The following is a 21,804-nucleotide window of genomic DNA, read 5'->3' as shown; positions in this document are numbered from 1 at the left end:
CGACGGCGGATGGGCCGCCCGCGCGGGGCGGGCGCCCGCCGTCGTGCGTCGGAGCAGGTTGCCGAGCGTACCCGGAACGCCGGAAGGGCGACGGGATGCGTACCCGGAACGCGTCAGGCGGGCTGCTGCCCGGCCTGCAGCCCGGCGCGGCGCAGGGCCGCGCGGCGCCGACGGGAGACGAGCAGCATGTCCGCGGTGAGCACGGCCAGGGCCGCCCAGACGATCCCGAACCCGATCCACCGCTCGGGCGCCATGTGCTCGCCCAGGACCGTCACGGCCATCGTGAACTGCAGCAGCGGTGCGAGGTACTGGAGGAGCCCCACGGTGGTCATGGGCAGGCGGCGCGCGGCGGCGCCGAAGAGCAGGAGGGGGACCGCTGTGATGATCCCGCTCGCGGCGAGCAGCCAGAAGTGCCCGGCGCCGTGCCCGGTGAGGGTCAGCGTCCCGGCCGCCCCGAGCCACCCGACCACCCCGAGGGCGAACGGGGTGAGCACGATCGTCTCCATGGTCAGGCTCGTGACGGCATCGACCTTGGCGCCGACGCGGTTCTTGACGAGCCCGTAGAACCCGAAGCTGAACGCGAGGATCAGCGCGATCCACGGGACGCGCCCGTAGGCCACCGTCAGGACCACCACGGCGACCGCGCCGGTGCCCACCGCCGCCCACTGGAGGGGACGCAGCCGCTCCTTGAGCACGAGCACGCCGAGCAGCACCGACACGAGCGGATTGATGAAGTACCCGAGCGCGGCCTCGATGGTCTGGCCGCTCAGGACGCCGAAGGTGTAGGTGAGCCAGTTGACGGCGATGAGCCCCGCGGCGAGGGCGAGCGCCCAGAACGTCCTGCCGCTGCGGAAGACGTCGGCCAGCGCCCGCCAGGAGCGGGTCACGGCGATGAGCACCAGGCACACGACGAGGGAGAAGAGGACCCGGTCCGCGACGATCTCGACGGACCCGGCGGGGGCGAGCGTCATGAAGTAGAGGGGGAGGAGGCCCCACAGCCCGTAGGCGCCGATGCCGTAGAGGAGGCCCGTGGTCCCGCCCGGGCGGGCGCGCTCGGCGGCGGTTCTCGCGGGGGCTGGGGCGGCGGCAGTCGGCTCAGAGGTCACGGCTGCAGCCAACGCCGCCGGGCGCGGGGTTATTCCCGCGGCTGCCCCCAGCCGTGGGACGTGCACAGCCACAGGGCGACGGCGGCGGCCAGTGCGTCGACGGCGAGGAGCGAGACGAGCACCACGAGCTGCACGATCGCGGCGTCGACGGGGCTCGCGCCGCCCAGCACCATGCCCACGAATGCCCCGGGCAGGGTCACGGTGCCCACGGTCCGGGTCTGGTCCAGCGGCGGCACGAGGGACTCCCGGGCGGTGTGGCGTGCCACGAGGAGGCGCGCGGCGGGCCAGTCGAACCCGAGGGCCACGGCGGCCTCGACCTCCCCGCGCCGGCCCGCGAGCTCGGCGGCGACCCGGCGGCCGGCGAGGCTCGCCGTCGTCATGGCCCCGCCCACCTGCTGGCCCACGAGCGCGATGAGGGCGAGGCCCTCGAACGGCAGGACCCCCGTGGCCAGGAGCGCGGCGGAGGCCGGCAGCACCCCCGCCGCGATCGGCGCGGCGGCCCACCACCAGCGCGCCGGGTCCACGCGCCGGCCGGTCGTGGCGGTCGCGACGGCGAACATGAGGGCGGCGAACCCGAGCGCGAGCCACGGGTCCCGCCCTAGCTGGGAGACGAGGAGGGCGACGACGGCGAGCTGGCCGACCGCGCGGAGGCTCGCCGTGAGCGGGGGAAGCCAGCCGCCGCCGAGCGCCCACCGGTGGACCGCCGCGGCGGCAGCGGCGAGGACGACGACCGAGACGATGACCCCTGGCCCGAGTCCCAGAAGCGTCCCGGTCTGCACGAGAACTACAATAGGGGGCTGGGCGCGCCCCACCCGCGCGCCGACCACCGGAAGGAATCCGACGTGTCCGAAGCCCCCGCCCGCCCGCTGCGTGTTGCCATCATCGGCGCCGGTCCAGCCGGCGTCTACGCTGCGGACATCCTGACCAAGTCCAACGAGGTCAAGGGCGGCGACGTCGAGGTCAGCATCGACCTGTTCGACCAGTACCCGGCGCCCTACGGCCTGATCCGTTACGGCGTGGCCCCGGACCACCCGCGCATCAAGGGCATCGTCAACGCCCTGCACCGGGTCCTGGACCGCGGCGACATCCGCTTCATCGGCAACGTGACCTACGGCCGCGACCTCACGCTCGCGGACATCCGCGGCTTCTACGACGCGGTCATCTTCGCCACGGGCGCGCTCAAGGACGCCCCGATGGACATCCCGGGCGTGGAGCTCGAAGGCTCCTTCGGCGGCGCCGACTTCGTCTCCTGGTACGACGGGCACCCGGACGTGCCGCGGGACTGGCCGCTCACGGCGAAGGAGGTCGCGGTGATCGGCAACGGCAACGTGGCCCTCGACGTGGCGCGCATGCTGTCCAAGCACGCCGACGACCTGCTGGTCACGGAGATCCCGGACAACGTCTACCGCGCGCTCAAGGCCAGCCCGGTCACGGATGTCCACGTCTTCGGCCGCCGCGGGCCCGCGCAGGTGAAGTTCACCCCTCTCGAGCTGCGCGAGCTCTCCCACTCCCGGGACGTGGACATCGTCCTGTACCCGGAGGACTTCGAGTTCGACGACGCCTCCGACGAGGCCATCAAGACCAACAACCAGGTCAAGACCATGGTCAACACGCTCGCGAACTGGATCGCGGAGGACCAGGACACCGGCGCCTCCCGCCGCCTCCACCTGCACTTCCTGCAGAGCCCCGTGGAGATCTACGACTCGCCCGAGACCCCCGGCCACGTGGCCGGCATCCGGTTCGAGCGCATGGAGCTCGACGGGACGGGCAACGTCCGCGGCACCGGCCAGTTCGAGGACTACCCCGTCCAGGCCGTGTACCGGGCGATCGGCTACCGCGGCTCGGAGCTCGCCGAGATCGAGTACGACGCCCGCCGCGGCGTGATCCCCAACGAGGGCGGCCGCGTCCTCGACGAGGACGGGACCCCGATGCCTGGGCTCTACACCACCGGGTGGATCAAGCGCGGCCCCGTGGGGCTGATCGGCCACACCAAGGGCGACGCGCTCGAGACCATCGGGTGCCTCCTCGAGGACCGCGACTCGCTCCCCGCCGCCGAGAACCCGGACGAGCATGCCGTCATCGCGCTGCTCGAGGAGCGCGGCGTCGAGTACACGACGTGGGAGGGCTGGAACGAGCTGGACGCCCACGAGCGGGCCCTCGGCGAGGCGTGGGCCGCGGACACGGCCGACGCCGGCGCTGCCGCCGGCGCCGCGGGCGGCGGCGGCCAGGTGCGGCGCGAGCGCGTGAAGGTGGTGCCGCGCGAGGACATGATCCGGATCTCGCGCAAGGCGGCGCCGGGCGCCTGAGCGCGGCTGGGCACGGGCCGCTGCCGGTCTCACATCGTGAGACCTTCTGAAGGTCTCACAGGCTGGACTCGTACAGTGGACAGGTTTGTTCGTCACTGAAGACCAGGAGTGTGGGATGCAGATCCTCCGCACGAAGCCGATCGAGGCCACCATCGCGGCCTCGCAGGAGTCCGGGCGCCGGCTCAAGCGATCGCTGAGCTCATGGGACCTCATGATCATGGGGGTCGCAGTCGCCGTCGGCGCGGGCATCTTCTCGGTCGGGGCCAAGGCCGCCGCGAGCTTCGCGGGGCCGGCGGTCACGGTCTCCTTCGCGATCGCGGCCGTCGCGTGCGCGCTCGCCATCATGTGCTACGCCGAGTTCGCGACCGCCATGCCGGTGGCCGGCTCCGCCTACGTGTTCACCTACGCCACGATGGGCGAGCTGCTGGCCTGGATCATCGGCTGGAACCTCATCCTGGAGCTCTTCACCGCGGGCGCCGTGATCGCCAAGTACTGGGGCATCTACCTCAGCAAGGTCTTCTCGCTCGCCGGGCTCGATGTGCCGGCGAGCATCCAGCTCGGACCGGTCGAGCTCGTGTGGGGCCCGTTCCTCATCGTCGCGATCTTCACCGTGCTCCTGGTCCTCGGCACCAAGCTCTCGGCCCGGGTGGGCAACGTCATCACCGTGGTGAAGATCGCCGTGGTGCTGTTCGTGATCGTGGTCGGCTTCTTCTATGTCAAGGCCCAGAACTACAGCCCGTTCGTGCCGCCCGCCGTCCCGGCCTCCGGCTCCGGCGGCACGGAGGTGCTCAAGCAGTCGTTCTTCTCGTTCCTCACCGGTGCCGCACCCGCGCAGTACGGCGTGTTCGGGATCTTCGGCGGCGCCGCCCTGGTCTTCTTCGCGTTCATCGGCTTCGACGTCGTGGCCACGAGCGCCGAGGAGGTCAAGAACCCGCAGAAGACGCTGCCGCGCGGCATCTTCGGCGGCCTGGCGGTCGTGACCCTGCTCTACATCCTCGTCTCGCTCGCGCTGACCGGCATGGTCCCCTACACCGTCCTGGCCCAGGCCGAGGCCCCGACCCTGACCACGGCGTTCGAGGCCGTGGGCAACACGGACGCCGCCAAGGTCATCGCGTTCGGCTCCCTCGTGGGCCTCACCACCGTGATCATGGTCCTGCTCATGGGCCTGGCCCGGGTGATCCTCGCGATGAGCCGCGACGGCCTGCTCCCGCGGGCGCTGTCCGTCACGAGCGAGAAGCGCGCCACCCCCGCGCGCCTGCAGATCATCTGCGGCACCGCCGTGGCGCTCGTCGCGGGCCTGACCAAGGTGGACGTGCTCGAGGAGATGATCAACATCGGCACCCTCTCGGCGTTCGTGGTGGTCAGCCTCGGCATCGTGGTCCTGCGGCGCAAGCGCCCCGACCTCAAGGCCGCGTTCCGCGTGCCCTTCGGCAAGGTGCTGCCCATCGTCTCCGCCGTGCTGTGCCTCTACCTCATGACCAACCTCGCGGTCGAGACGTGGATCTACTTCGCGGGCTGGCTCGTGGTGGGCCTCGTCATCTACTTCGCCTACGGGCAGCGCCACTCCCGGCTCAACGAGCGCTTCGCGGCGGAGCGGAACGCGGTGTCGGAAACGTCGCAGTAGTCTGCCCGCGCTGTCTGGGAGTTTGCCCGGACAGCCACTTGCGTTGCAGGAATTGTCAACGCCTGTGATGGTCCGCGTCTAGGATGGGGCCATGGCGAGACCTCCACGGCCCGAGCGGAAATACGAGCTGCTCGACCAGATCCTCGACCACCTGCTCGACTCGACGCTGGCGGACCTGACGTTCCGCAGCCTCGCGGACGCGCTGGGCATCAGCAGCTACGTGCTCGTGTACCACTTCGGCAACCGGGAGCAGCTGGTCACCGAGATCATCCGCGGCATCATGCGCCGCCTCGAGCCGCTCACGGCGCTCAGGCCGGCCTCGGACTCCCCGGAGGACGTGGTCGCCCTGGCCCGCAAGGCGTTCGAGCTGGGCCTCGACCACCGCGGCCGGCACCTGCAGCGGCTCGAGTTCGAGGCCTCGGTGCAGGACGTCGTCGCGGACGACCCGCGCCGGCCGGCGGCCCAGTCCTTCGATCACTGGTGCGGGCTGCTGGCCAGGTGGCTGCGGGGCCGGGGCCTCCCGCCCCGCACGGCCCGCGCGATGGCCCGCACGTACATGGGCGCCGTGATGGGGCTGCTGTACGACTTCGTGCTCTCGGGCGACCGGCGCGCCGCGCTCGACTCCTTCGACGTGCTGGCCGACGGGTTCGTCGCCCACCTCGACCGCGCGGCGCACCGGGTCCCCTCCTAGCCCCCACCACCACCCGGTGCGGGTACGCATCTCGTCGCCGTTCCGCCCTTCCGGGTACGCGGCGGACCCAGAAGGACGACGCCGGGGTCCCCACCTGAGTGGGGACCCCGGCGTCGTCCGTGGGTACTGCCGGTATCCGAGCGGCTACTTTCCGAGCTCCGCGCGGAGCTTGGCGCCGAGCTCGGAATCCACGTTGGTCCAGTACTGGATCGCGCGCTCCTTGATGTCCTCGCGCTTCACTCCGCCGACCGCGCCGGCGATCGTGGTGAGGAAGCGGGCGCGGGTCGCGTCGTCGAACACCTCGCGGTAGAGGATGCCCGGCTGCACGAAGTCGCCGTCCTCGGCATGGAGGGAGTGCGCGGCGAGGGTGAGCTCGCCGTCGTTCTCCCAGCCGCCGCCCACAGTGCCGGCGGCGGGCTCGACCGCGGCGGGACCGCCGGCCGAGTTCGGCGCGTACACCGGGGTGCTCGGGGAGTTGAAGCTGATGCGGCCGGCGCCGTCCTGGCTGTAGTTGCGCACCTCGGACTTCGGGGCGTTGACCGGCAGCTGGGCGTGGTTGGTGCCCACGCGGTAGCGGTGCGCGTCCGCGTAGGAGAAGATGCGCGCCTGGAGCATCTTGTCCGGCGAGGCCGCGATGCCGGGCACGAAGTTCGACGGCGCGAACGCGGCCTGCTCGATCTGCGCGAAGTAGTTCTCCGGGTTGCGGTTGAGCTCCATCGTGCCGACCTTGATGAGCGGGTAGTCCTTCTTGGACCACGTCTTCGTCAGGTCGAACGGGTTGTACCGGTAGGTCTTGGCGTCCTCGTACGGCATGACCTGCACGAAGAGGTCCCAGCTCGGGAAGCTGCCCTCCTCGATGCTCTCGTAGAGGTCCTGGATGTAGTAGTCGGCGTTCTCGCCGGCGATGCGCTCGGCCTCCTCGCCCGTGAGGTTCTCGACGCCCTGGTTCGTGTGGAAGTGGTACTTGACCCAGAACCGCTCGCCCTCGGCGTTGATCCACTGGTAGGTGTGGGAGCCGTAGCCCTGCATGTGGCGCCAGGTCTTGGGCAGGCCGCGGTCGCCCATGAGCCAGGTGACCTGGTGGGCGGACTCGGGAGAGAGGGTCCAGAAGTCCCACTGCATGTCCGCGTCGCGCAGGTGGCTGCCCGGGAGGCGCTTCTGCGAGTGGATGAAGTCGGGGAACTTGATGCCGTCGCGGATGAAGAACACCGGGGTGTTGTTGCCCACGAGGTCGTAGTTGCCCTCGGACGTGTAGAACTTGATGGCGAAGCCGCGGGGGTCGCGCCACGTGTCAGGGGAGCCGTTCTCGCCCGCCACGGAGGAGAAGCGGATGAGCATCTCGGTCTCGGTGCCCGGCTGGAACAGGGCCGCCTTGGTGTACTTCGAGACGTCCTCGGTGGTCTTGAACACGCCGAAGGCCCCGCCGCCCTTGGCATGGACCACGCGCTCCGGGACGCGCTCGCGGTTGAACTGCGCGAGCTTCTCGACCAGGTAGTGGTCGGTGAGGATGATCGCGCCGTCGGCGCCGACCGACTGGGCGTGGGCGTCCGAGACGACCGGGGCCCCGGACTGGGTGGTCGAGTAGTTGACCGTCATGTCTCTCCTTCTGTTCCGCGCGTACTGCGCCGTACTGGTTCCGTGGGAGGAAGGCTTGTGGGCGGGGTCAGGCCGCCGGCTCGGGGGCCGGCCTGGCTGCGCACTCGGCGCAGACCCCGACGTAGGTGACGTCCGCGATCATGATCGTCATGCCGTGGGTGTCCGAGGGCGTCAGGCACGGGGCGTGGCCCACCGCGCAGTCGACGTCCTCGACGCGGCCGCAGACCGAGCAGATCGCGTGGTGGTGGTTGTCGCCGACCCTCGTCTCGTAGAGCGCGGGGGAGTGGGGCGGCTCGAAGCGCCGCAGCATCCCCAGGTCGGTGAGGTCGCCGAGGACCACGTAGACGGACTGCGGCGTGATGTCCGGGAGCTCCTCGCGGGCGGCGGCGAGGATGGCCTCTGCCGACGAGTGCGGGTGGGACTCGACCGCACCGAGCACCGCGAGGCGCTGCCTGGTCACCCGGCGCCCGTGAGCGCGCAGGCCCGAGGCCCATCCGCTGTGCTCGGTGCTCCGTTCCATGGCCCCATTAGAGCACTTATTTTTAGCAACTCACAATAAGGTCAGCCTAAGCTTGCCTCGCGCCGTCGGTAGGCTGGAGTCCATCCGGAACGGGGAGGCACATGGGAGAGTTCGAGGAGCGCCGCATGGTGGCCCGCGGCCACGAGCTGCGCGTGCGCTCGGGCGGAGAGGGCCCGCGGGACTACGTCCTCGTCCACGGCATCGGCGTGTCTCCGGCGTACTTCCGGCCCCTCGCCGAGGAGCTCGCGCGCCGGGACCGGGTGCACGCCGTCGAGCTGCCGGGCTTCGGGCAGACGCCGAGGCCGCGGCACCCGCTCTCGATCGAGGACTTCGCCGCGTGCGTGTGGGAGGCCCTCGACGGGCTCGGGGTGCACGCCCCCGTCCTCGTCGGGCACTCCATGGGAGCGCAGGTGGCCGTCGAGATGGCCCTCCAGCGGCGCACCGGCCAGCTGCTCGCCCTCCTCGGCCCCACTGTGGACGCGGACGCCCACAGCGTGGTGCGGCAGGGGCTGCGCCTGGCCTGGGACACCGCCACCGAGCCCCCGGTCGTGGCCGCGACCATCCTGCGCGACTACTTCCGCTGCGGCCTGGCCTGGTATCTGGCCACGCTGCGCGGGATGATGCGGCACCGCATCGAGCAGCGGCTCGCCCTGGTCGCCGCGCCCGTGCTGCTCCTGCGGGGTTCCCGGGACCGCATCAGCCCCCTGCGGTGGCTCGAGCGGCTGGCCCGGTCCGCCCCGGCCGCCCACGTGCGCTCGGTGCCGTCCCACGCGCACGTGGTCATGTACCGGGGCGCGGTGCCCGTGGCCGAGTCCCTGCGGGCCGAGGCAGCACGGGGGGACGCGTGAGCAGGGCCTCGGAGGCGGTGGCGGCCGCGCGGCGGGCCGGGGCACGCGCGGGCTGGGTCGCCGGCGGCCTCGCCCTCGATGCCCTCTACGCGACGGTCCGCCAGGCGGCCGCCTTCCGGGCGCGGGGCGGCCGGCGCGTCGCCACCGGTCCCGAGGGCGGCCCGACCGTGCGCACGACGTCGGAGCCTCCCCGCGGGGGCCGGCCGCCCGCCGTCGTGCTCATCCCCGGCATCTACGAGCCGGCGGCGTTCCTCGATCCCCTCCGCCGCCGGCTCGAGGAACGCGGGCACGAGGTCGCCGTGGTCGAGGAGCTCGGCTGGAACCTCCGCAGCGTCCCCGACTCGGCCGCCCTCGTCGCGGACCGCCTCCGCGAGCTCGGGCTCGCCGACGTGCTGATCGTGGCCCACTCGAAGGGCGGCCTCATCGGCAAGGAGCTCCTCGTCACGGAGCCCTCGCTCGTGCGCGGCATGATCTCGATCTCGACCCCGTACGGCGGCCACCCGTTCTCGCGCATCGCGCCCACACCGGCGCTGCGCGCCTTCCGCGCCACGGACCCCGTGATGCTCGCGCTCGCGGCGGAGCGCGCCGCGAACGCCGCCATCGTGTCCATCAGCGCAGAGCTCGACCCGATCGTGATCGGCGGGACCTGGCTCGAGGGCGCGCGCAACGTCTGCCTGCCGGTCGTGGGACACTTCCGCATCCTGTCCCACCCGGCCTTCCTCGCGCTCCTCGACGAGCTGCTCGATGAGGCGGGGACCGCAAGAAAATCGCCGCGAGAACGCGGAACCGAGGGGCAGGGCAGAAACGTTGAGTAGGCGGAGGTAACCGTGCACAACCACTACAACGGGATCAAGACTGCGGCGCTCTTCGGCGTGCTCTGGGCAGTCCTGCTGGGCATCGGCGGGCTGGTGGGCGTCTGGTCGCGCAGCGGCTCGCCCGTCCTGATCTTCGCCGGCCTCGGCCTGGTCATGACGTTCTACAGCTACTGGAACAGCGACAAGATCGCGCTGCGCTCCATGCAGGCCTACCCCGTGACGGAGGAGCAGGCGCCGGGGCTGTACCAGATCGTGCGGGAGCTCTCCCAGCGCGCCAACCAGCCCATGCCGCGCATCTACATCTCCCCGACGGAGTCCCCGAACGCCTTCGCCACGGGCCGCAACCCGCGCAATGCCGCGGTGTGCTGCACCGAGGGCATCCTGCGGCTGCTCGACGCCCGCGAACTGCGGGGCGTGCTGGGCCACGAGCTCATGCACGTCTACAACCGGGACATCCTCACGTCCTCGATCGCGGCTGCGGTCGCCGGCGTCATCACCTCGGTCGCCCAGTTCGCCATGTTCTTCGGCGGCGGGGGCCGTGACCGGAACGCGAACCCCTTCGCCCTCCTGATCCTGAGCCTGCTCGCCCCGTTCGCCGCCTCGCTCATCCAGCTCGCGATCTCCCGCACGCGGGAGTACGACGCCGACGAGGACGGGTCCCAGCTCACCGGCGACCCGCTCGCCCTCGCCTCCGCGCTGCGCAAGATCGAGGGCGGCGTGCGCCTGGCGCCCCTGCCCGCCGACGACCAGAAGCTGGTCAACACCTCGCACCTCATGATCGCCAACCCCTTCCGCGGCGGGGCAGGGCTCACGCGGCTGTTCGCCACGCACCCGCCGATGTCGGACCGGATCGTGCGCCTCGAGCAGATGGCCGGCCGCGAGCTCGGCCGCTGACGCCCTCCTTCCCAACGCCGCATCAGGACATGCCGCTATGCCGAAGTGATTGCGGCATGTCCTGATGCGGGGTTGAGTGGGGGAGGGATTGTCAGGAGGTCGCGCATGAAGGTTGGCGTCATCGGAGCGGGCGCGATCGGCGGCACCCTCGCCGCCCTCCTGGACCGCGCCGGCCACAGCGTCGACGTGGCGGTGCGCGGCGAGCGCCTCGCCGCCATCCGGGCACGAGGGCTCCGGCTCACCGGCCGGTGGGGCGAGCACCGCGCACCCGTCGCTGCCGGCGAGCGGCTCGCTTCCGTCCCCGATCTCGCGCTCCTGTGCGTCAAGGCCCAGGACGAGGGTGAGGCACTGGGGGCCAACGAGGCCGCGCTCGCCGGCGTGCCCCTCGTCGTGGTCCAGAACGGGCTCGACGGCGCAGCCGGCGCCCGCGCCCACACGGGCCCGGTGATCGGGGCCATCGCCTTCTTCAGCGCCGACTGCCCGGTCCCCGGGGAGTCCCGGGTGCTCGTCCCGGGACCCCTGTACCTCGGCTCGGGGACGGAGCCGCCCTCCGCCGAGGCCGCCGATGCCGCCCGGGCGCTCTCCACGGGGATCCCGTGCCGGGCCGTGGCCAACTTCGCCGGCTGCCAGTGGACCAAGCTCGTGGTCAACCAGATCAATGCGATGCCGGCCATCACCGGCCTGAGCGTGCAGGAGACGCTCGCCGATCCGGCCCTGCGGCGGATCATCCTCGCGAGCATGCGCGAGGCCCTGCGCACCGGGCGGCGCGAGGGCATCGCGTTCGGGTCCCTCGACGGCATGCCCTCTCTCGCCCTCGGCCTCCTCCGGTCCGCGCCCGCGCCGGTGGGGAACGCCCTGCTGCGCCTCATGGGCCGCCGCCTCGGCCGCGAGCCCGTCCTCGGCTCGACCCTGCAGAGCGTCCAGCGGGGACTCCCGACCGAGATCGACCACCTCAACGGCGCGATCGTCGACCGGGCCCGGGCCCGCGGCGCCGACGCCCCCGTGAACGCCGCGATGACCGAGCTGGTGCACGAGGTCGAGCGCGACCACCGCTTCCGCACGCCCCACGAGGTCGCGCGCGGGATCCGCCTGCGGTAGTCGGCCGCGGCTAGGCTGTTGCGGTGCGCAACTATCTGGCCGACACGAGTCCCCTCACGGAGAGCCCCGAGTTCAGGCGCCTCTGGTTCGGCCAGCTGCTGAGCATCCTCGGATCCCAGCTGACGGTCACGGCCGTGAGCCTGCAGATCTACGACCTCACCCGCTCGAGCTTCAACGTGGGCCTGCTCGGGCTCGTGGCCCTCGTCCCGTTCGTCTTCGCCGGCCTGTACGGCGGCGCGATCGTCGACGCCCACGACCGCCGCACCGTCGCGATCGCCTCCTCGTGGCTGCTGTGGGGCACGAGCGCGCTCATCGCGCTGCAGGCGTGGCTGCGCCTCGAGAACGTGCTGCTCATCTACCTGCTCGTGGGGATCCAGGCGCTCGGAACCGGCCTTAACATGCCCGCGCGCAGCGCGATCATCCCGCGGCTCCTCCGCCCCGAGAAGCTCGCGGCGGCCAACGCCCTGAATATGATCACCTTCGGCCTCGGCGGGGCCGCCGGGCCGCTGCTCGCGGGCGCGCTGGTGGCCTCGGTGGGCTACGGCTGGACCTACACCTTCGACGTGCTCAGCTTCACCGTGGCCATGTGGGCTCTCTTCCGCCTGCCGCCGCTGCCGCCCGAGGGGGCCGTGCGGCGGGCGGGGATCCGCTCGGTCGCGGAGGGATTCCAGTTCCTCGGGACCCGGCCCAACATCCGCATGACGTTCCTCATCGACATCTGCGCCATGGTCTTCGCGATGCCGCGCGCCGTGCTCCCGGCCGTCGCGGCCCTCGCGCTCGGCGGCGGAGCGGCCACCGCGGGCGCCCTGCTGGCGGGGATCGCCGCCGGCACCTTCCTCGGCGGCCTGTTCTCGGGGCCGGTCGCGCGGCTGCGCTGGCAGGGCCGAGGCGTCCAGTGGTCCGTGGTGGCGTGGGGCGCGAGCATCCTCGCGTTCGGAATCGTGGTGCTCTCGGCCGGGCGGACCTCGCCGGACGGCCCGACCTGGTGGGTGCCGCCCGCCATCCTCTGCATGGTCGCCGCGGGTGCGGCCGACTCCGTCAGCGCGGCCCTGCGCTCCACCATCCTGCAGGCGGCCACGCCGGACTCCATGCGCGGCCGCCTGCAGGGCGTGTTCACCGTGGTGGTCGGCGGCGGCCCGCGCCTCGGCGACGTGTTCTCCGGCGGCATGGCGTCATGGCTCGGCGAGGGCACCTCGATCGTGGTCGGGGCGCTCGTGTGCATCGCGCTGGTCTGGGTGCTGCACGTGGCGCAGCCGGGCTTCGCCCGCTACGACGCGGAGCGCCCCACGCCGTAGCGGCGAGCACGACGCCGGCCGCCCACCCCGCGCGGGCGGGCTCAGCCCGCCTCCGTTGCGGCCTCGGGCAGCGCGGCTTCGAGGAGTGTCCGGGCAGTGGTCCACGGCAGGAGGATGCACCGGCGGCGCAGGGGTGCGACGGCCAGCTCCGCGAGGGCGAGCAGCGGCCCGGCGCAGGTGTCCGGGGTGGAGGGGGCCCCGGCGCATGCCGCGGTCCCCTCGGTCCAGCTGCCGATGCGGCCCGGGAGGGCCGAGTGCTCGAGGGGGCGGCCGCTCGAGCGGGCCCGGACCAGGACGCCGAGCAGGGCTGCGGCCTCCTCGGGTGCCATCGCGTGCAGGGTGGCGGCGAGGAGCGACGCGGCAGCCCGCGAGAGGGTGCAGCCGTCGGCCGTGCCGCGGAGCACAGCCCTCCCGTCGTCGACCGTGAGGGTGAGGTCCACCCGGTCCCCGCACGTGGGATTGACCTGTTCCAGGCGCGGGGCGCCACGTGCCCCGTCGCCGGCGCCGGGGGCCATCAGTCCCGGCGTCGTCCTGCCGTGCTGCTCGATGACCGCGAGGAGTTCCCCGCGCTCGTCGGCGCTCACCGGCGAACGTCCTCGTCGTGGGGCCGCGCCGGGTGCTGGTCCTCGCGGGCGCGCAGCGCGGCATGGAGGGTGTCGCGGGCGATCGGCGTGGAGGTGAAGCGGATCCCGATGGCGTCGGCGATGGCGTTGGCCATCGCCGGGGCCACCGGGTTGAAGGGGGACTCGCTCATGGACTTGGCCCCGCGGGGTCCGAGGGAGTCCTCGGTGTCGGCGAAGTACACCTCGCTGCGGGGGATGTCCGCGAAGGTCGGCACGTGGTACTGGCGCAGGATGTCGGTGGTGACCCGGCCGGCGTCGTCGATGCGGATTTGCTCGTGCAGCACCGCGCCGATGGCCTGGGCGATGCCTCCCTCGACCTGGCCGCGGCACTGGTGCGGGTTCATCACCTTCCCGGCGTCAGCGGCCTGGACCGACTGCAGGATGCGCAGTTCGCCGGTGCCCGTGTTCACCGCCACGCGGAAGCCGTGGACGTTGAAGGACACCGACCGCGGGGTGCCGCCCCAGTGGCCCCGCCCGACGTAGCGCTCCTGGTCGCTGCTCCCGGCGACGTCGCCGAGCAGCGCATCGAGCTCCACGTCGCCGTGCGGGGTGCGCACCACCGAGCCCGCGATCTCGCAGCGCGCCGCGTCGCTGCCGGTGCGTGCGGCGGCGGCCGCGCGGAGGGCGTCCGCCAGCTCCCGCGCGGCGGCGTCGGTGGCGCGGCCGGCCACCACGGTGCCCGTGGACCCGAAGGCGCCCGTGTCATGTTCGACGAGGTCCGAGTCGGACTGGCGCAGGACCACGTGCTCGGTGGTGGTCCCCAGGGCGGTGGCCACGAGCTGCGCGTGCACCGTGGAAGTGCCGTTGCCGAACTCTGCCGTCCCCACGCGGGCCTCGTACCGTCCGCCCGGCAGGAGGCGCACGTGTGCGTGGGCGTGGTGGCCCCGCGGCGGCACGGTGTCGATCATGGCGATTGCCGTGCCTTCGCCGACCTTCCACTCGGCCCCGAGCGGATCGGCGTGCCCGGCGGCCTCCGCCGCCTCCTCACGGTCACGGCCGCGGGCGAGCGCGTCGCGGACCAGATCGATGCACTGGTCCAGCCCGTAGCTGCCGAAGTGGACGTCCTCCTCGGGCTCCTCGTGCATCGAGATCATCGGGTCTTCGACGCCGACCACGTTGCGGCGGCGGAATTCGAGCGGGTCCAGGTGCAGCTGGCCGGCCAGTTCGGACATGGCGGACTCGACCGCGAAGATCATCTGGCTCAGCCCGTATCCGCGGAAGGCGCCGGAGGGGACGTTGTTGGTGTAGACCACGCAGGCGTCGACCTTCTTGTTCGGGGCGCGGTAGACCGAGAGGGACTCCCCGCACCCGTGGAACATCACCCCCGGTCCGTGGTTGCCGTAGGCCCCCGTGTCCACACGGACGTCCACGCCCAGAGCGGTGAGGCGACCCTCGGCGTCGGCACCGGCCCGCACCCGGATCCGGAAGGGGTGGCGCACCGTGGTGGCGGAGAACACCTCGCTGCGCGAGAGCTCGAGCTTGACCGGCCGGCCGGTGGCGAGCGTGGCGAGTGCGGCCAGATCCTCGGTGAGCACTTCCTGCTTGCCGCCGAAGCCGCCTCCCACGCGCTCGCAGAAGACCCGGACCCGGTCCTGGGGGAGGCCGAGGATACGGGAGAGCGTGCGGCGGACGAGGAAGGGAACCTGGGTGCTGGACCGTACGACGAGCCGGCCCTCCCCGTCAGTCCATGCGATGGAGCCATGGGTCTCGAGCGCCACGTGGGAGAGGCGATGGGTGCGGTAGGTGGCCTCGTGGGTCACGGACGCGGCTGCGAGCCCCTCGTCGAGGTTCCCGATCTCCCCGTGCGCCACGGCGAGGATGTTCCGCTCGGGATCGGCGATGCGGGACTCCTCGGCATCGCGTCCGGTATGGAGGGCCGGGGCCCCCGGCGCGTCCGCCTGTTCGGGGTCCAGCACCGCGGGGAGCACCTCGTAGCGGACGTCCACGAGCCGCGCTCCCCGGTCGGCGGCCCGCGGCGTCTCGGCCACGACGAGTGCCACGCGCTGGCCGACGTGGCGCATCACGTCATCGAGAATGCGGGTGTCGTCGGGGTCGTCCGTGGACAGCTCATGCTGCGCCGAGGAGAACCGGAGGGCAGGGGCGTCCTCGTGGGTGAGGACGGCGACGACTCCGGGCTCGCTGAGTGCCAGGGAGGAGTCGATGCCCAGCACGCGCGCGTGGGCGTGCGGGGAGCGCACCACGGCGGCGTGCAGCAGCGCGCCCGGCAGCTCCGCGGGGTCGATGTCCATCGTGTAGCGCACGGTGCCGGTCACTACGCCGGGGCCCTGGGGAGCCCCGGTGCTCGAGCCGACCCCGCCGTAGCCCTCCTCCACGTTCACGCGGCCGCGGACGGCGTCCTCGATGGAGCGGTAGCCGGTGCACCGGCAGAGGTTGCCCTTGAGGCTGCGGGGCAGGTCCGAGCGCTCCCGGTCGGTGAAGGTGCAGGCGGTCATGATCATGCCGGCGGTGCAGAAGCCGCACTGGAAGGCGCCGGCCCGCAGGAAGGCCTCCTGCATCGGGTGCAGGTGCTCCGGGGTGCCGAGGCCCTGGACGGTCGTGACCGTGCGCCCGGACGCCCGGTGGGCGGGGTAGATGCAGCTGTGGACGGGCGTCCCGTCCACGTGGACGGTGCAGGCGCCGCAGTCCCCGGCGTCGCAGCCCTTCTTCACGCCGAGGGCGCCGTTGTCGCGCAGCCACGTGCGCAGGCACTGCCCCGGCTCGGGCCGGACGGGGACGGGGCGCCCGTCGACGAGGGCCTCGCCCTCCCGGGGCGAGGGGAACAGCGGATCGCCGGCGGTGCTGGGTGCAGTGGTCATCGGGTGGTCCTCTCCACGGTGATGTCGCCGGTGGTTCTCGCTGCGCCGGCCATGCCGGGCAGCAGCTCGGCGAGGATCTCGTCGCCGAGCCGGTGCGTCATGGCGCGCCGCCAGTCGGGGGCGCCGTGGACGTCGTCGTGCCAGCCCCCGTCCGCTACCGCGGTGTCGACGGCGGAACGCCAGCCGTCGCCGCTGGCCGGGGGCTGTCCTGCCCCTCCGAGGTCGACCACGAGGGGGCGGCGCGTGGAGGCGGTCACGACGATGCGGAGGCGGTCGGGGCCGGTGCGGCGGCCGATGAGCAGGGCGGCGGACCGTCCCCGCTCGGTGAGGGAGATGCGCCGGAAGGCCGAGGGCTGGCGCAGGGCGCCCACCGGGATGCGGAAGCAGCGGATGAGCTCGCCGCCGCGCAGCGCCGTGTGGGCCTCGCCGAGGACGAGGTCGGCGACCGGCAGCTCGCGGCGCGTGCCCTCGGGGCCGAGCAGGACGGCGACCGCGTCGAGGCCGGCCAGCAGCGAGGTCATGGGCCCCGCCGGGAGGGCCGTCGCCACGTTGCCGCCGACGGTCGAGACGTTCCAGATCTTGTAGGAGGCCACGAAGGAGTCGCAGCAGGGCCGGAAGAGGTCGAGCCCGGGCAGGAGATCCCGGGGCAGCGGCAGGTCTGCGGCGTCGGGCAGTGCATACACCTCGGCGACGCGGCAGGTCGCGGCCAGCTCGAGCGCGGGCAGGGGCCACACCTCCTGTCCGGGTCTGGGGCCGGCGTCCTCGTTCCCGGCCTCGGATTCTCCCTCGGCGTGCCAGACCACGGACGGCCATCCCGCCCCCGTGAGGTCCAGGAGGCGCCGCGGCCGCCCCCGGGTGATGTCGGTCCCGTAGGAGAGCAGCACGGTCCCGCCGGCGAGCCAGGAGTCGCCGGGCCGCCACGTGTCGGGGTCGGCGCTCATCAGGACTTCCTCGACGCTGGTCATGTCCATCGGGGGTGCACCTTCCACGAGGCGGGAGCCGTGTCCATGCCGCGGGGCGCATGGACGGGCCCGGCGGTGTCCCGGAGGGGGTGCACCGCGCGGTCCCGTCCGCGCCGGGTCGCGATGATCTCGGCGAGGATCGCCACGGCCACCTCCTCCGGGGTCAGGGCGCCGATGTCCAGGCCGATGGGGGAGTGGAGCCGGCTCAGCAGGCCCTCGGGGAGGCCGCCGCGCAGCAGGTCCTCGGCGCGGCGCCCATGGGTGGTGCGCGATCCCATCGCCCCCACGTAGGCCAGGTCCATGCGGAGGGCCTGGTCCAGGACGGCGAGGTCGAATCGTGGGTCGTGGCCGAGGACGGCGACGGCCGTCCGCGAGTCGAGGCGCCCCGCGGCGTGCTCGGACCGCAGGTGCACGGCCGGTGTCTCGGCCACCACCTCGTGCGCCGAGGGGTGGCGGGCGGCGGTGGAGAACAGCGGTCGGGCATCGCAGACCGTGACACGCCAGCCGAGGGGCCGGGCGGCCGCGGCCAGCGCCGCGGCATAGTCGTTGGCGCCGTAGACGATCAGCCGCGGCGGCGGCCGGTGCGACTCGACGAGCAGGCGCCCGAGGACCGGGCAGCCGTCAGCCGCCGCGCCGTGCACGGGTACGGTCCGGGTGCCTCCGGCCTCCAGCGCCGACCGAAGCTCCTGCGCTGACCGCTCCGGCAGCATCCCGGTCACCGCGGCCGGCAGCGGGGCGGCCGGGTCCAGGAGCGCAGGCGCCGGCAGGTCGACAGCTGCCCCCGGGAGGGCGCGGAGGAGGGCGACCGCCCTCACCGGGAGGTCCTCCACCGCGGCGGCCAGGGACGGGAGCGCGCCGCGGAGGTCGGTCGTCGGCTGGGCGAGGACCTGGAGGCTTCCGCCGCAGGTCAGGCGGACGCCGAGGCCGTCCTCGTCGCCGTAGCCGAACTCGACGACGCCGGCGGTCCCGGTCTCCAGCACGGTCAGGCACGCGTCCACCACGGCGGCCTCGACGCAGCCCCCGGACAGGGAGCCGACGGCGAGCGCGTCGCGCCGGACGGCCATGGAAGTCCCGGGCGGCCGGGGGACGGAGCCCGAGGCGGCCACCACTGTGGCGATGGCCCACTCCTCGGGGTCGGACAGGGCCGGGGCAAAATCCTGGAGTCGCTCGAGCACGGTCACCGCCGCCAGGCGGGGCAGGGGCATGCTGAAGGGAAGGTCACGGCGGTCAACTCCTCGGTGGCTCTGGGCCGCCGCGGGGCGGAGCGCCGGTACGTCGGGAGGAGGTACCGGGAGCTCTCTGGCGGCAGTCCAGCACGGTGGCGTGGTTGCTCGCCCGGTAGATAGTCCAGTCAGGACCCGCCATGGGCTGGGTCACACCGTAGCGGAAAGGCTGCGCGGACTGCAACGGCTTCCGGGCGCGTCGAACCGAGAATGGAAATAGTTTTCCGAAGATGTGTTGCGCCTCACGGGCGGCTGCCCTACGGTTGTCTCAGCCAATGGCGGGCCCCGGCTTCAGGGGCTATCTACCGGGCATGATCTGACAGCCGGGTGGACCCGCCGATGGACATGAACCGTTCCCTTGGGTCCTCCCATGACGCACAGGACGTGAGCATCATGTCGACCACACCCCAAGGCACCCTCCGCACGCAGGACTTCCTCGAGCGCGCCATCGATCTCGCCGCCCGGAACGCGGCCGCCGACGGCGGCCCGTTCGGCGCTGTCGTCGTCACCCCGGACGGGCGCGAGTTCTTCGCCGTCAACCGGGTGACCGCGGACAACGACCCGACGGCGCACGCCGAGGTCATGGCGATCCGGACCGCGTGCAGCGCCCTGGGCACCTTCGACCTCACCGGGTCGGTGCTCTACACCAGCTGCGAGCCGTGCCCGCTGTGCCTGTCCGCGTCGCTGTGGGCGCGGCTCGACGCCGTGTACTTCGCCGCGGACCGCCACGACGCCGCCGCCGGCGGGTTCGACGACGCGGAGTTCTACGAGTTCTTCGCCCGCAGCCCCGAGGAACGGGACCGGGCCCTCCCGGTGCGCCACATCGCCGTGGAGCGCCGGACCGCACCGTTTGAGGCCTGGGCCGCCAACGCCAGCCGCACCGAGTACTGATTCCCCCTACCCCCCCCACAAGATCTGGACACTTCCCGGCGAGGGCCCCCACGATGGCCCCGGGAACAACAGAGGATCGCCCAACCTTGCGCGCCGGGCACCGCCCGCGCGCCGAAGGAGGCTCCTTCCATGTCACCGACCACACCGACCAGACCGACCACACCGGCCGCCGGCACCAAGACCCAGGCCCTGGCGGCCCGCTGGGGACGTGCAGCACGCACGGACCACGCCCCGGGCCCCGAGGACGAGAGGCTCCCGCTGGGACGCACCGGCGCCTACGGCTTCCAGCATGTCCTCACCATGTACGGCGCGATCGTCGCCGTCCCGCTCATCATCGGCCAGGCTGCCGGCCTCTCCGGCGAGAAGACCGCACTGCTGATCAGCTCGTGCCTGCTCATGGGCGGCTTCGCCACCATCGTGCAGAGCGTGGGCGCCCCGTTCATCGGCTCACGGCTGCCGCTCGTCCAGGGCGTCTCCTTCGCCGGTGTCGCCCCCATGCTGGCGATCCTGGCCGGAGGCCACGATCTCACCGCGATCTTCGGGGCCGTCATCGTCTCCTCGGCGGTGGGCTTCCTGACGGCCGGCGCGTTCTCGCGCATCATCCGCTTCTTCCCGCCGGTCGTCACCGGCACCGTCATCACCGTCATCGGGATCTCGCTGCTCCCCGTGGCGATCTCCTGGGCCGCCGGGCACGGCACGGACGGGGCCGCAGACCTCCGCAGCCTCGGCCTGGCCGGGGCGACCCTGCTCATCGTGCTGCTGCTGTCCAAGGTGGGCGTGGGGATGATCTCGCGCCTGTCGATCCTGCTGTCCTTCATCCTCGGCACTGCCGTGGCCGCGGCCCTGGGCATGGTGGACTTCTCGGGCGTGGGCCGCGGCGCCCCAATCACCTTCCCTGCCCCCTTGGCCTTCGGGCCGCCGACCTTCGAGGTGGCCTCCATCGTCTCGATGCTCATCGTGGTCCTCGTGACCATGACGGAGACGACGGCGGACATCCTCGCCGTGGGCGAGATCGTCGGGGCCAAGGTCGATTCGCGCCGCGTCGCCAACGGCCTGAGGGCGGACATGCTCTCCTCCGCCTGCGCCCCGCTGCTGAACTCGTTCACGCAGACGGCGTTCGCGGCCAACGTGGGCCTCGTCGCCGTGACGGGCATCCGCAGCCGCTTCGTGGTGGCCGCGGCCGGCGTCATCATGGCCGGGCTCGGCATGTTCCCCGCCATCGGCCAGGTGGTCGCGGCCATCCCCGCCCCGGTCCTGGGCGGAGCCTCGATCGTGCTGTTCGGCACCGTGGCCTCCTCCGGTGTCCGGACCCTGGCCAAGGTGGACTACCGGAACTCGATGAACCTGGTCGTCGTGGCCGTCGCGTTCGCCTTCGGCCTGATCCCGGTGGCCGCGCCCCACTTCTACCGCGACTTCCCCGCCTGGGCCCAGACGATCCTGGGATCCGGGATCAGCGCCGCCGCGATCGTCGCGATCATCCTCAACCTCCTCTTCAACGAGCTGCGGGCGGGCAACTCCCGGAACCCGTCGGTCCTGGCTGCCGCCCCGGTGCGGATCGTGCGGGCGGATGCCCTGGCCCATCTGCGCGACGGCGACCAGCTCCGCAACGGAGCCATCGTGGACCGCGACGGCGCCGAGGTGGCGGTCGTCCCCGAGCACTGCTTCGAGGACGTGCACCGGATGATCGGGGCCGGAGAGATCACCGACACTGGAGGGGTGCACAGGATCCTGCAGGAACGCCAGGCGCCCCGGTGAGCAGCCCCTGCATCGTCGTGCTCGCCGCCGGGCTCGGGAGGCGGCTGGGCCTCGGCCCCAAGGCCCTCCTGACGCTCGAGGGGGAGACGCTGGCGGCCCGGGCCGTCCGGGCCGCCAGCGCGGCGGGCGGCCGGCCCCTCCTGGTCCTCGGGCCGCGGGCCGACGAGATCGCGGCCTCGGTCCGGCCCCCGGACCGCGAGGTGGAACCGGTGGTCCTGCGCGTCACCGGATGGGAGGAGGGGATGTCCCGCGCCTGGCGCGCGGGAGTCGGGCGCGCGCTCCAGCTGGAGCCCGGGCTGCCCGTGGCGATCGTGCTGGTGGACCAGCCCGGCGTCGGCCCCGACGTCATCTCCCGGCTGCTCTCGGCCCACCGCCCCGGGCGGATCACCAGGGCCGCCTACCAGGGCCGCCCGGGCCACCCCGTGGTCCTCGACCCCGACCACGCCGCGGCCGCCGCGCGCCAGGCGCACGGGGACACGGGGGCCCGCGAGTACCTCCAGGCCCACCCCGAGTCGATCGACACGGTCGAGTGCGCCGACCTCGGCAGCGACGACGACATCGACGTCGCCGCCGACCTGGCCCGTTGGCCCGGACTGGGCTGAGAACGCGGCGAGAACGACGTCGGGGGGGGCCCCCCCCCCCGGGGGGGGGGGGGGGCGGGGGGCGCCCCCCCCCCCCGCGGGGGGGGGGGGGGGCGCGGGGGGGGGGGGGGTGCTCGGGGCGGGGTGGGCGCGGGGGGGA

The 21,804-nt window shown here is 72.9% G+C and carries 19 protein-coding genes; 11 read left to right on the top strand and 8 right to left on the bottom strand.

What is annotated here, in order from left to right; translation table 11 throughout:
• Positions 1 to 113: 113 nt before the first annotated feature.
• Together rarD and J2W20_RS03885 are read right to left on the bottom strand one after the other, a co-directional pair.
• Positions 114 to 1,106, bottom strand: a complete 993-nt coding sequence (rarD, locus tag J2W20_RS03890; protein ID WP_307004771.1) for an EamA family transporter RarD — start codon at positions 1,104 to 1,106, stop codon at positions 114 to 116.
• 29 nt (positions 1,107 to 1,135) lie between these two features.
• Entirely contained in the window at positions 1,136 to 1,885 is a 750-nt protein-coding gene (locus J2W20_RS03885; RefSeq protein ID WP_307004769.1) for an ABC transporter permease, read from the bottom strand.
• A gap of 63 nt (positions 1,886 to 1,948) precedes the next feature.
• Between J2W20_RS03885 and J2W20_RS03880 the strand changes: the two genes are divergently transcribed.
• The 3 genes from J2W20_RS03880 to J2W20_RS03870 all read left to right on the top strand — a co-directional run bounded on the left by J2W20_RS03880 (position 1,949) and on the right by J2W20_RS03870 (position 5,727).
• The gene (locus tag J2W20_RS03880; RefSeq protein ID WP_307004767.1) at positions 1,949 to 3,412 is read left to right on the top strand and encodes an FAD-dependent oxidoreductase; all 1,464 of its coding nucleotides are present in this window, start codon (positions 1,949 to 1,951) and stop codon (positions 3,410 to 3,412) included.
• A gap of 115 nt (positions 3,413 to 3,527) precedes the next feature.
• A complete protein-coding gene (locus J2W20_RS03875) occupies positions 3,528 to 5,036 on the top strand; it encodes an APC family permease (RefSeq protein WP_307004765.1) in 1,509 nt (502 codons plus the stop codon).
• A gap of 91 nt (positions 5,037 to 5,127) precedes the next feature.
• A complete protein-coding gene (locus J2W20_RS03870) occupies positions 5,128 to 5,727 on the top strand; it encodes a TetR/AcrR family transcriptional regulator (protein ID WP_307004764.1) in 600 nt (199 codons plus the stop codon).
• A gap of 144 nt (positions 5,728 to 5,871) precedes the next feature.
• Here J2W20_RS03870 and J2W20_RS03865 read toward each other — a convergent pair whose 3' ends face one another.
• Both J2W20_RS03865 and J2W20_RS03860 read right to left on the bottom strand, forming a co-directional pair.
• The gene (locus tag J2W20_RS03865) at positions 5,872 to 7,323 is read right to left on the bottom strand and encodes a catalase (RefSeq protein WP_307004762.1); all 1,452 of its coding nucleotides are present in this window, start codon (positions 7,321 to 7,323) and stop codon (positions 5,872 to 5,874) included.
• A 67-nt stretch (positions 7,324 to 7,390) separates the two neighbouring features.
• Positions 7,391 to 7,843 carry a Fur family transcriptional regulator gene (locus tag J2W20_RS03860; protein ID WP_307004761.1) on the bottom strand — a complete coding sequence of 151 codons (453 nt, stop codon included), beginning with the start codon at positions 7,841 to 7,843 and terminating at the stop codon, positions 7,391 to 7,393.
• Between the two features lie 101 nt (positions 7,844 to 7,944).
• Between J2W20_RS03860 and J2W20_RS03855 the strand changes: the two genes are divergently transcribed.
• From J2W20_RS03855 to J2W20_RS03835, 5 genes are read left to right on the top strand one after another with little or no spacing between them, the layout of a single operon-like run.
• Positions 7,945 to 8,691, top strand: a complete 747-nt coding sequence (locus J2W20_RS03855) for an alpha/beta fold hydrolase (protein WP_307004759.1) — start codon at positions 7,945 to 7,947, stop codon at positions 8,689 to 8,691.
• Complete coding sequence (locus tag J2W20_RS03850) at positions 8,688 to 9,506, top strand: esterase/lipase family protein (RefSeq protein WP_307004757.1); 819 nt, start codon at positions 8,688 to 8,690, stop codon at positions 9,504 to 9,506. The genes J2W20_RS03855 and J2W20_RS03850 overlap by 4 nt, the downstream gene beginning before the upstream one ends.
• A gap of 12 nt (positions 9,507 to 9,518) precedes the next feature.
• Positions 9,519 to 10,400: a zinc metalloprotease HtpX gene (gene htpX, locus J2W20_RS03845; RefSeq protein WP_307004756.1), complete on the top strand. Its 882-nt coding sequence runs from the start codon at positions 9,519 to 9,521 to the stop codon at positions 10,398 to 10,400.
• Positions 10,401 to 10,445: 45 nt separating this feature from the next.
• On the top strand, positions 10,446 to 11,498 hold the full coding sequence (locus J2W20_RS03840; RefSeq protein WP_373457955.1) for a ketopantoate reductase family protein: 1,053 nt from the start codon (positions 10,446 to 10,448) through the stop codon (positions 11,496 to 11,498).
• Positions 11,499 to 11,521: 23 nt separating this feature from the next.
• Complete coding sequence (locus J2W20_RS03835; protein WP_307004752.1) at positions 11,522 to 12,793, top strand: MFS transporter; 1,272 nt, start codon at positions 11,522 to 11,524, stop codon at positions 12,791 to 12,793.
• Positions 12,794 to 12,834: 41 nt separating this feature from the next.
• Here the strand turns inward: J2W20_RS03835 and J2W20_RS03830 are convergent, their stop codons facing one another.
• From J2W20_RS03830 to J2W20_RS03815, 4 genes are read right to left on the bottom strand one after another with little or no spacing between them, the layout of a single operon-like run.
• Positions 12,835 to 13,377: an iron-sulfur cluster assembly scaffold protein gene (locus J2W20_RS03830; RefSeq protein WP_307004750.1), complete on the bottom strand. Its 543-nt coding sequence runs from the start codon at positions 13,375 to 13,377 to the stop codon at positions 12,835 to 12,837.
• Entirely contained in the window at positions 13,374 to 16,232 is a 2,859-nt protein-coding gene (locus J2W20_RS03825; RefSeq protein WP_307004749.1) for a molybdopterin-dependent oxidoreductase, read from the bottom strand. Before J2W20_RS03825 ends, J2W20_RS03830 begins: the two co-directional genes overlap by 4 nt.
• On the bottom strand, positions 16,229 to 17,203 hold the full coding sequence (locus J2W20_RS03820) for an FAD binding domain-containing protein (protein ID WP_307004748.1): 975 nt from the start codon (positions 17,201 to 17,203) through the stop codon (positions 16,229 to 16,231). The genes J2W20_RS03825 and J2W20_RS03820 overlap by 4 nt, the downstream gene beginning before the upstream one ends.
• On the bottom strand, positions 17,194 to 18,399 hold the full coding sequence (locus J2W20_RS03815) for an XdhC family protein (RefSeq protein ID WP_307004746.1): 1,206 nt from the start codon (positions 18,397 to 18,399) through the stop codon (positions 17,194 to 17,196). The genes J2W20_RS03820 and J2W20_RS03815 overlap by 10 nt, the downstream gene beginning before the upstream one ends.
• 411 nt (positions 18,400 to 18,810) lie before the next feature.
• Between J2W20_RS03815 and J2W20_RS03810 the strand changes: the two genes are divergently transcribed.
• The 3 genes from J2W20_RS03810 (at position 18,811) to J2W20_RS03800 (ending at position 21,665) form a co-directional block, all read left to right on the top strand.
• Positions 18,811 to 19,308: a nucleoside deaminase gene (locus J2W20_RS03810; RefSeq protein WP_307004743.1), complete on the top strand. Its 498-nt coding sequence runs from the start codon at positions 18,811 to 18,813 to the stop codon at positions 19,306 to 19,308.
• 129 nt (positions 19,309 to 19,437) lie between these two features.
• Entirely contained in the window at positions 19,438 to 21,063 is a 1,626-nt protein-coding gene (locus J2W20_RS03805; RefSeq protein WP_307004741.1) for a nucleobase:cation symporter-2 family protein, read from the top strand.
• A complete protein-coding gene (locus tag J2W20_RS03800; RefSeq protein WP_307004739.1) occupies positions 21,060 to 21,665 on the top strand; it encodes a nucleotidyltransferase family protein in 606 nt (201 codons plus the stop codon). The genes J2W20_RS03805 and J2W20_RS03800 overlap by 4 nt, the downstream gene beginning before the upstream one ends.
• Positions 21,666 to 21,804: the final 139 nt, after the last annotated feature.

The organism is Sinomonas atrocyanea, assembly GCF_030812675.1.
Lineage (GTDB): Bacteria > Actinomycetota > Actinomycetes > Actinomycetales > Micrococcaceae > Sinomonas > Sinomonas atrocyanea_B.
This window is presented reverse-complemented; position numbering and strand designations above follow the sequence as displayed.

Excerpts from the sequence above, each read along its gene's own strand:
- J2W20_RS03810 (WP_307004743.1), top strand. The coding sequence starts at position 18,811 with ATGTCGACCACACCCCAAGGCACCCTCCGCACGCAGGACTTCCTCGAG.
- J2W20_RS03855 (WP_307004759.1), top strand. The coding sequence starts at position 7,945 with ATGGGAGAGTTCGAGGAGCGCCGCATGGTGGCCCGCGGCCACGAGCTG.
- J2W20_RS03865 (WP_307004762.1), bottom strand. The coding sequence starts at position 7,323 with ATGACGGTCAACTACTCGACCACCCAGTCCGGGGCCCCGGTCGTCTCG.
- J2W20_RS03815 (WP_307004746.1), bottom strand. The coding sequence starts at position 18,399 with ATGCCCCTGCCCCGCCTGGCGGCGGTGACCGTGCTCGAGCGACTCCAG.
- J2W20_RS03805 (WP_307004741.1), top strand. The coding sequence starts at position 19,438 with ATGTCACCGACCACACCGACCAGACCGACCACACCGGCCGCCGGCACC.
- J2W20_RS03860 (WP_307004761.1), bottom strand. The coding sequence starts at position 7,843 with ATGGAACGGAGCACCGAGCACAGCGGATGGGCCTCGGGCCTGCGCGCT.
- J2W20_RS03825 (WP_307004749.1), bottom strand. The coding sequence starts at position 16,232 with ATGACCACTGCACCCAGCACCGCCGGCGATCCGCTGTTCCCCTCGCCC.
- J2W20_RS03870 (WP_307004764.1), top strand. The coding sequence starts at position 5,128 with ATGGCGAGACCTCCACGGCCCGAGCGGAAATACGAGCTGCTCGACCAG.
- J2W20_RS03875 (WP_307004765.1), top strand. The coding sequence starts at position 3,528 with ATGCAGATCCTCCGCACGAAGCCGATCGAGGCCACCATCGCGGCCTCG.
- J2W20_RS03820 (WP_307004748.1), bottom strand. The coding sequence starts at position 17,203 with ATGGACATGACCAGCGTCGAGGAAGTCCTGATGAGCGCCGACCCCGAC.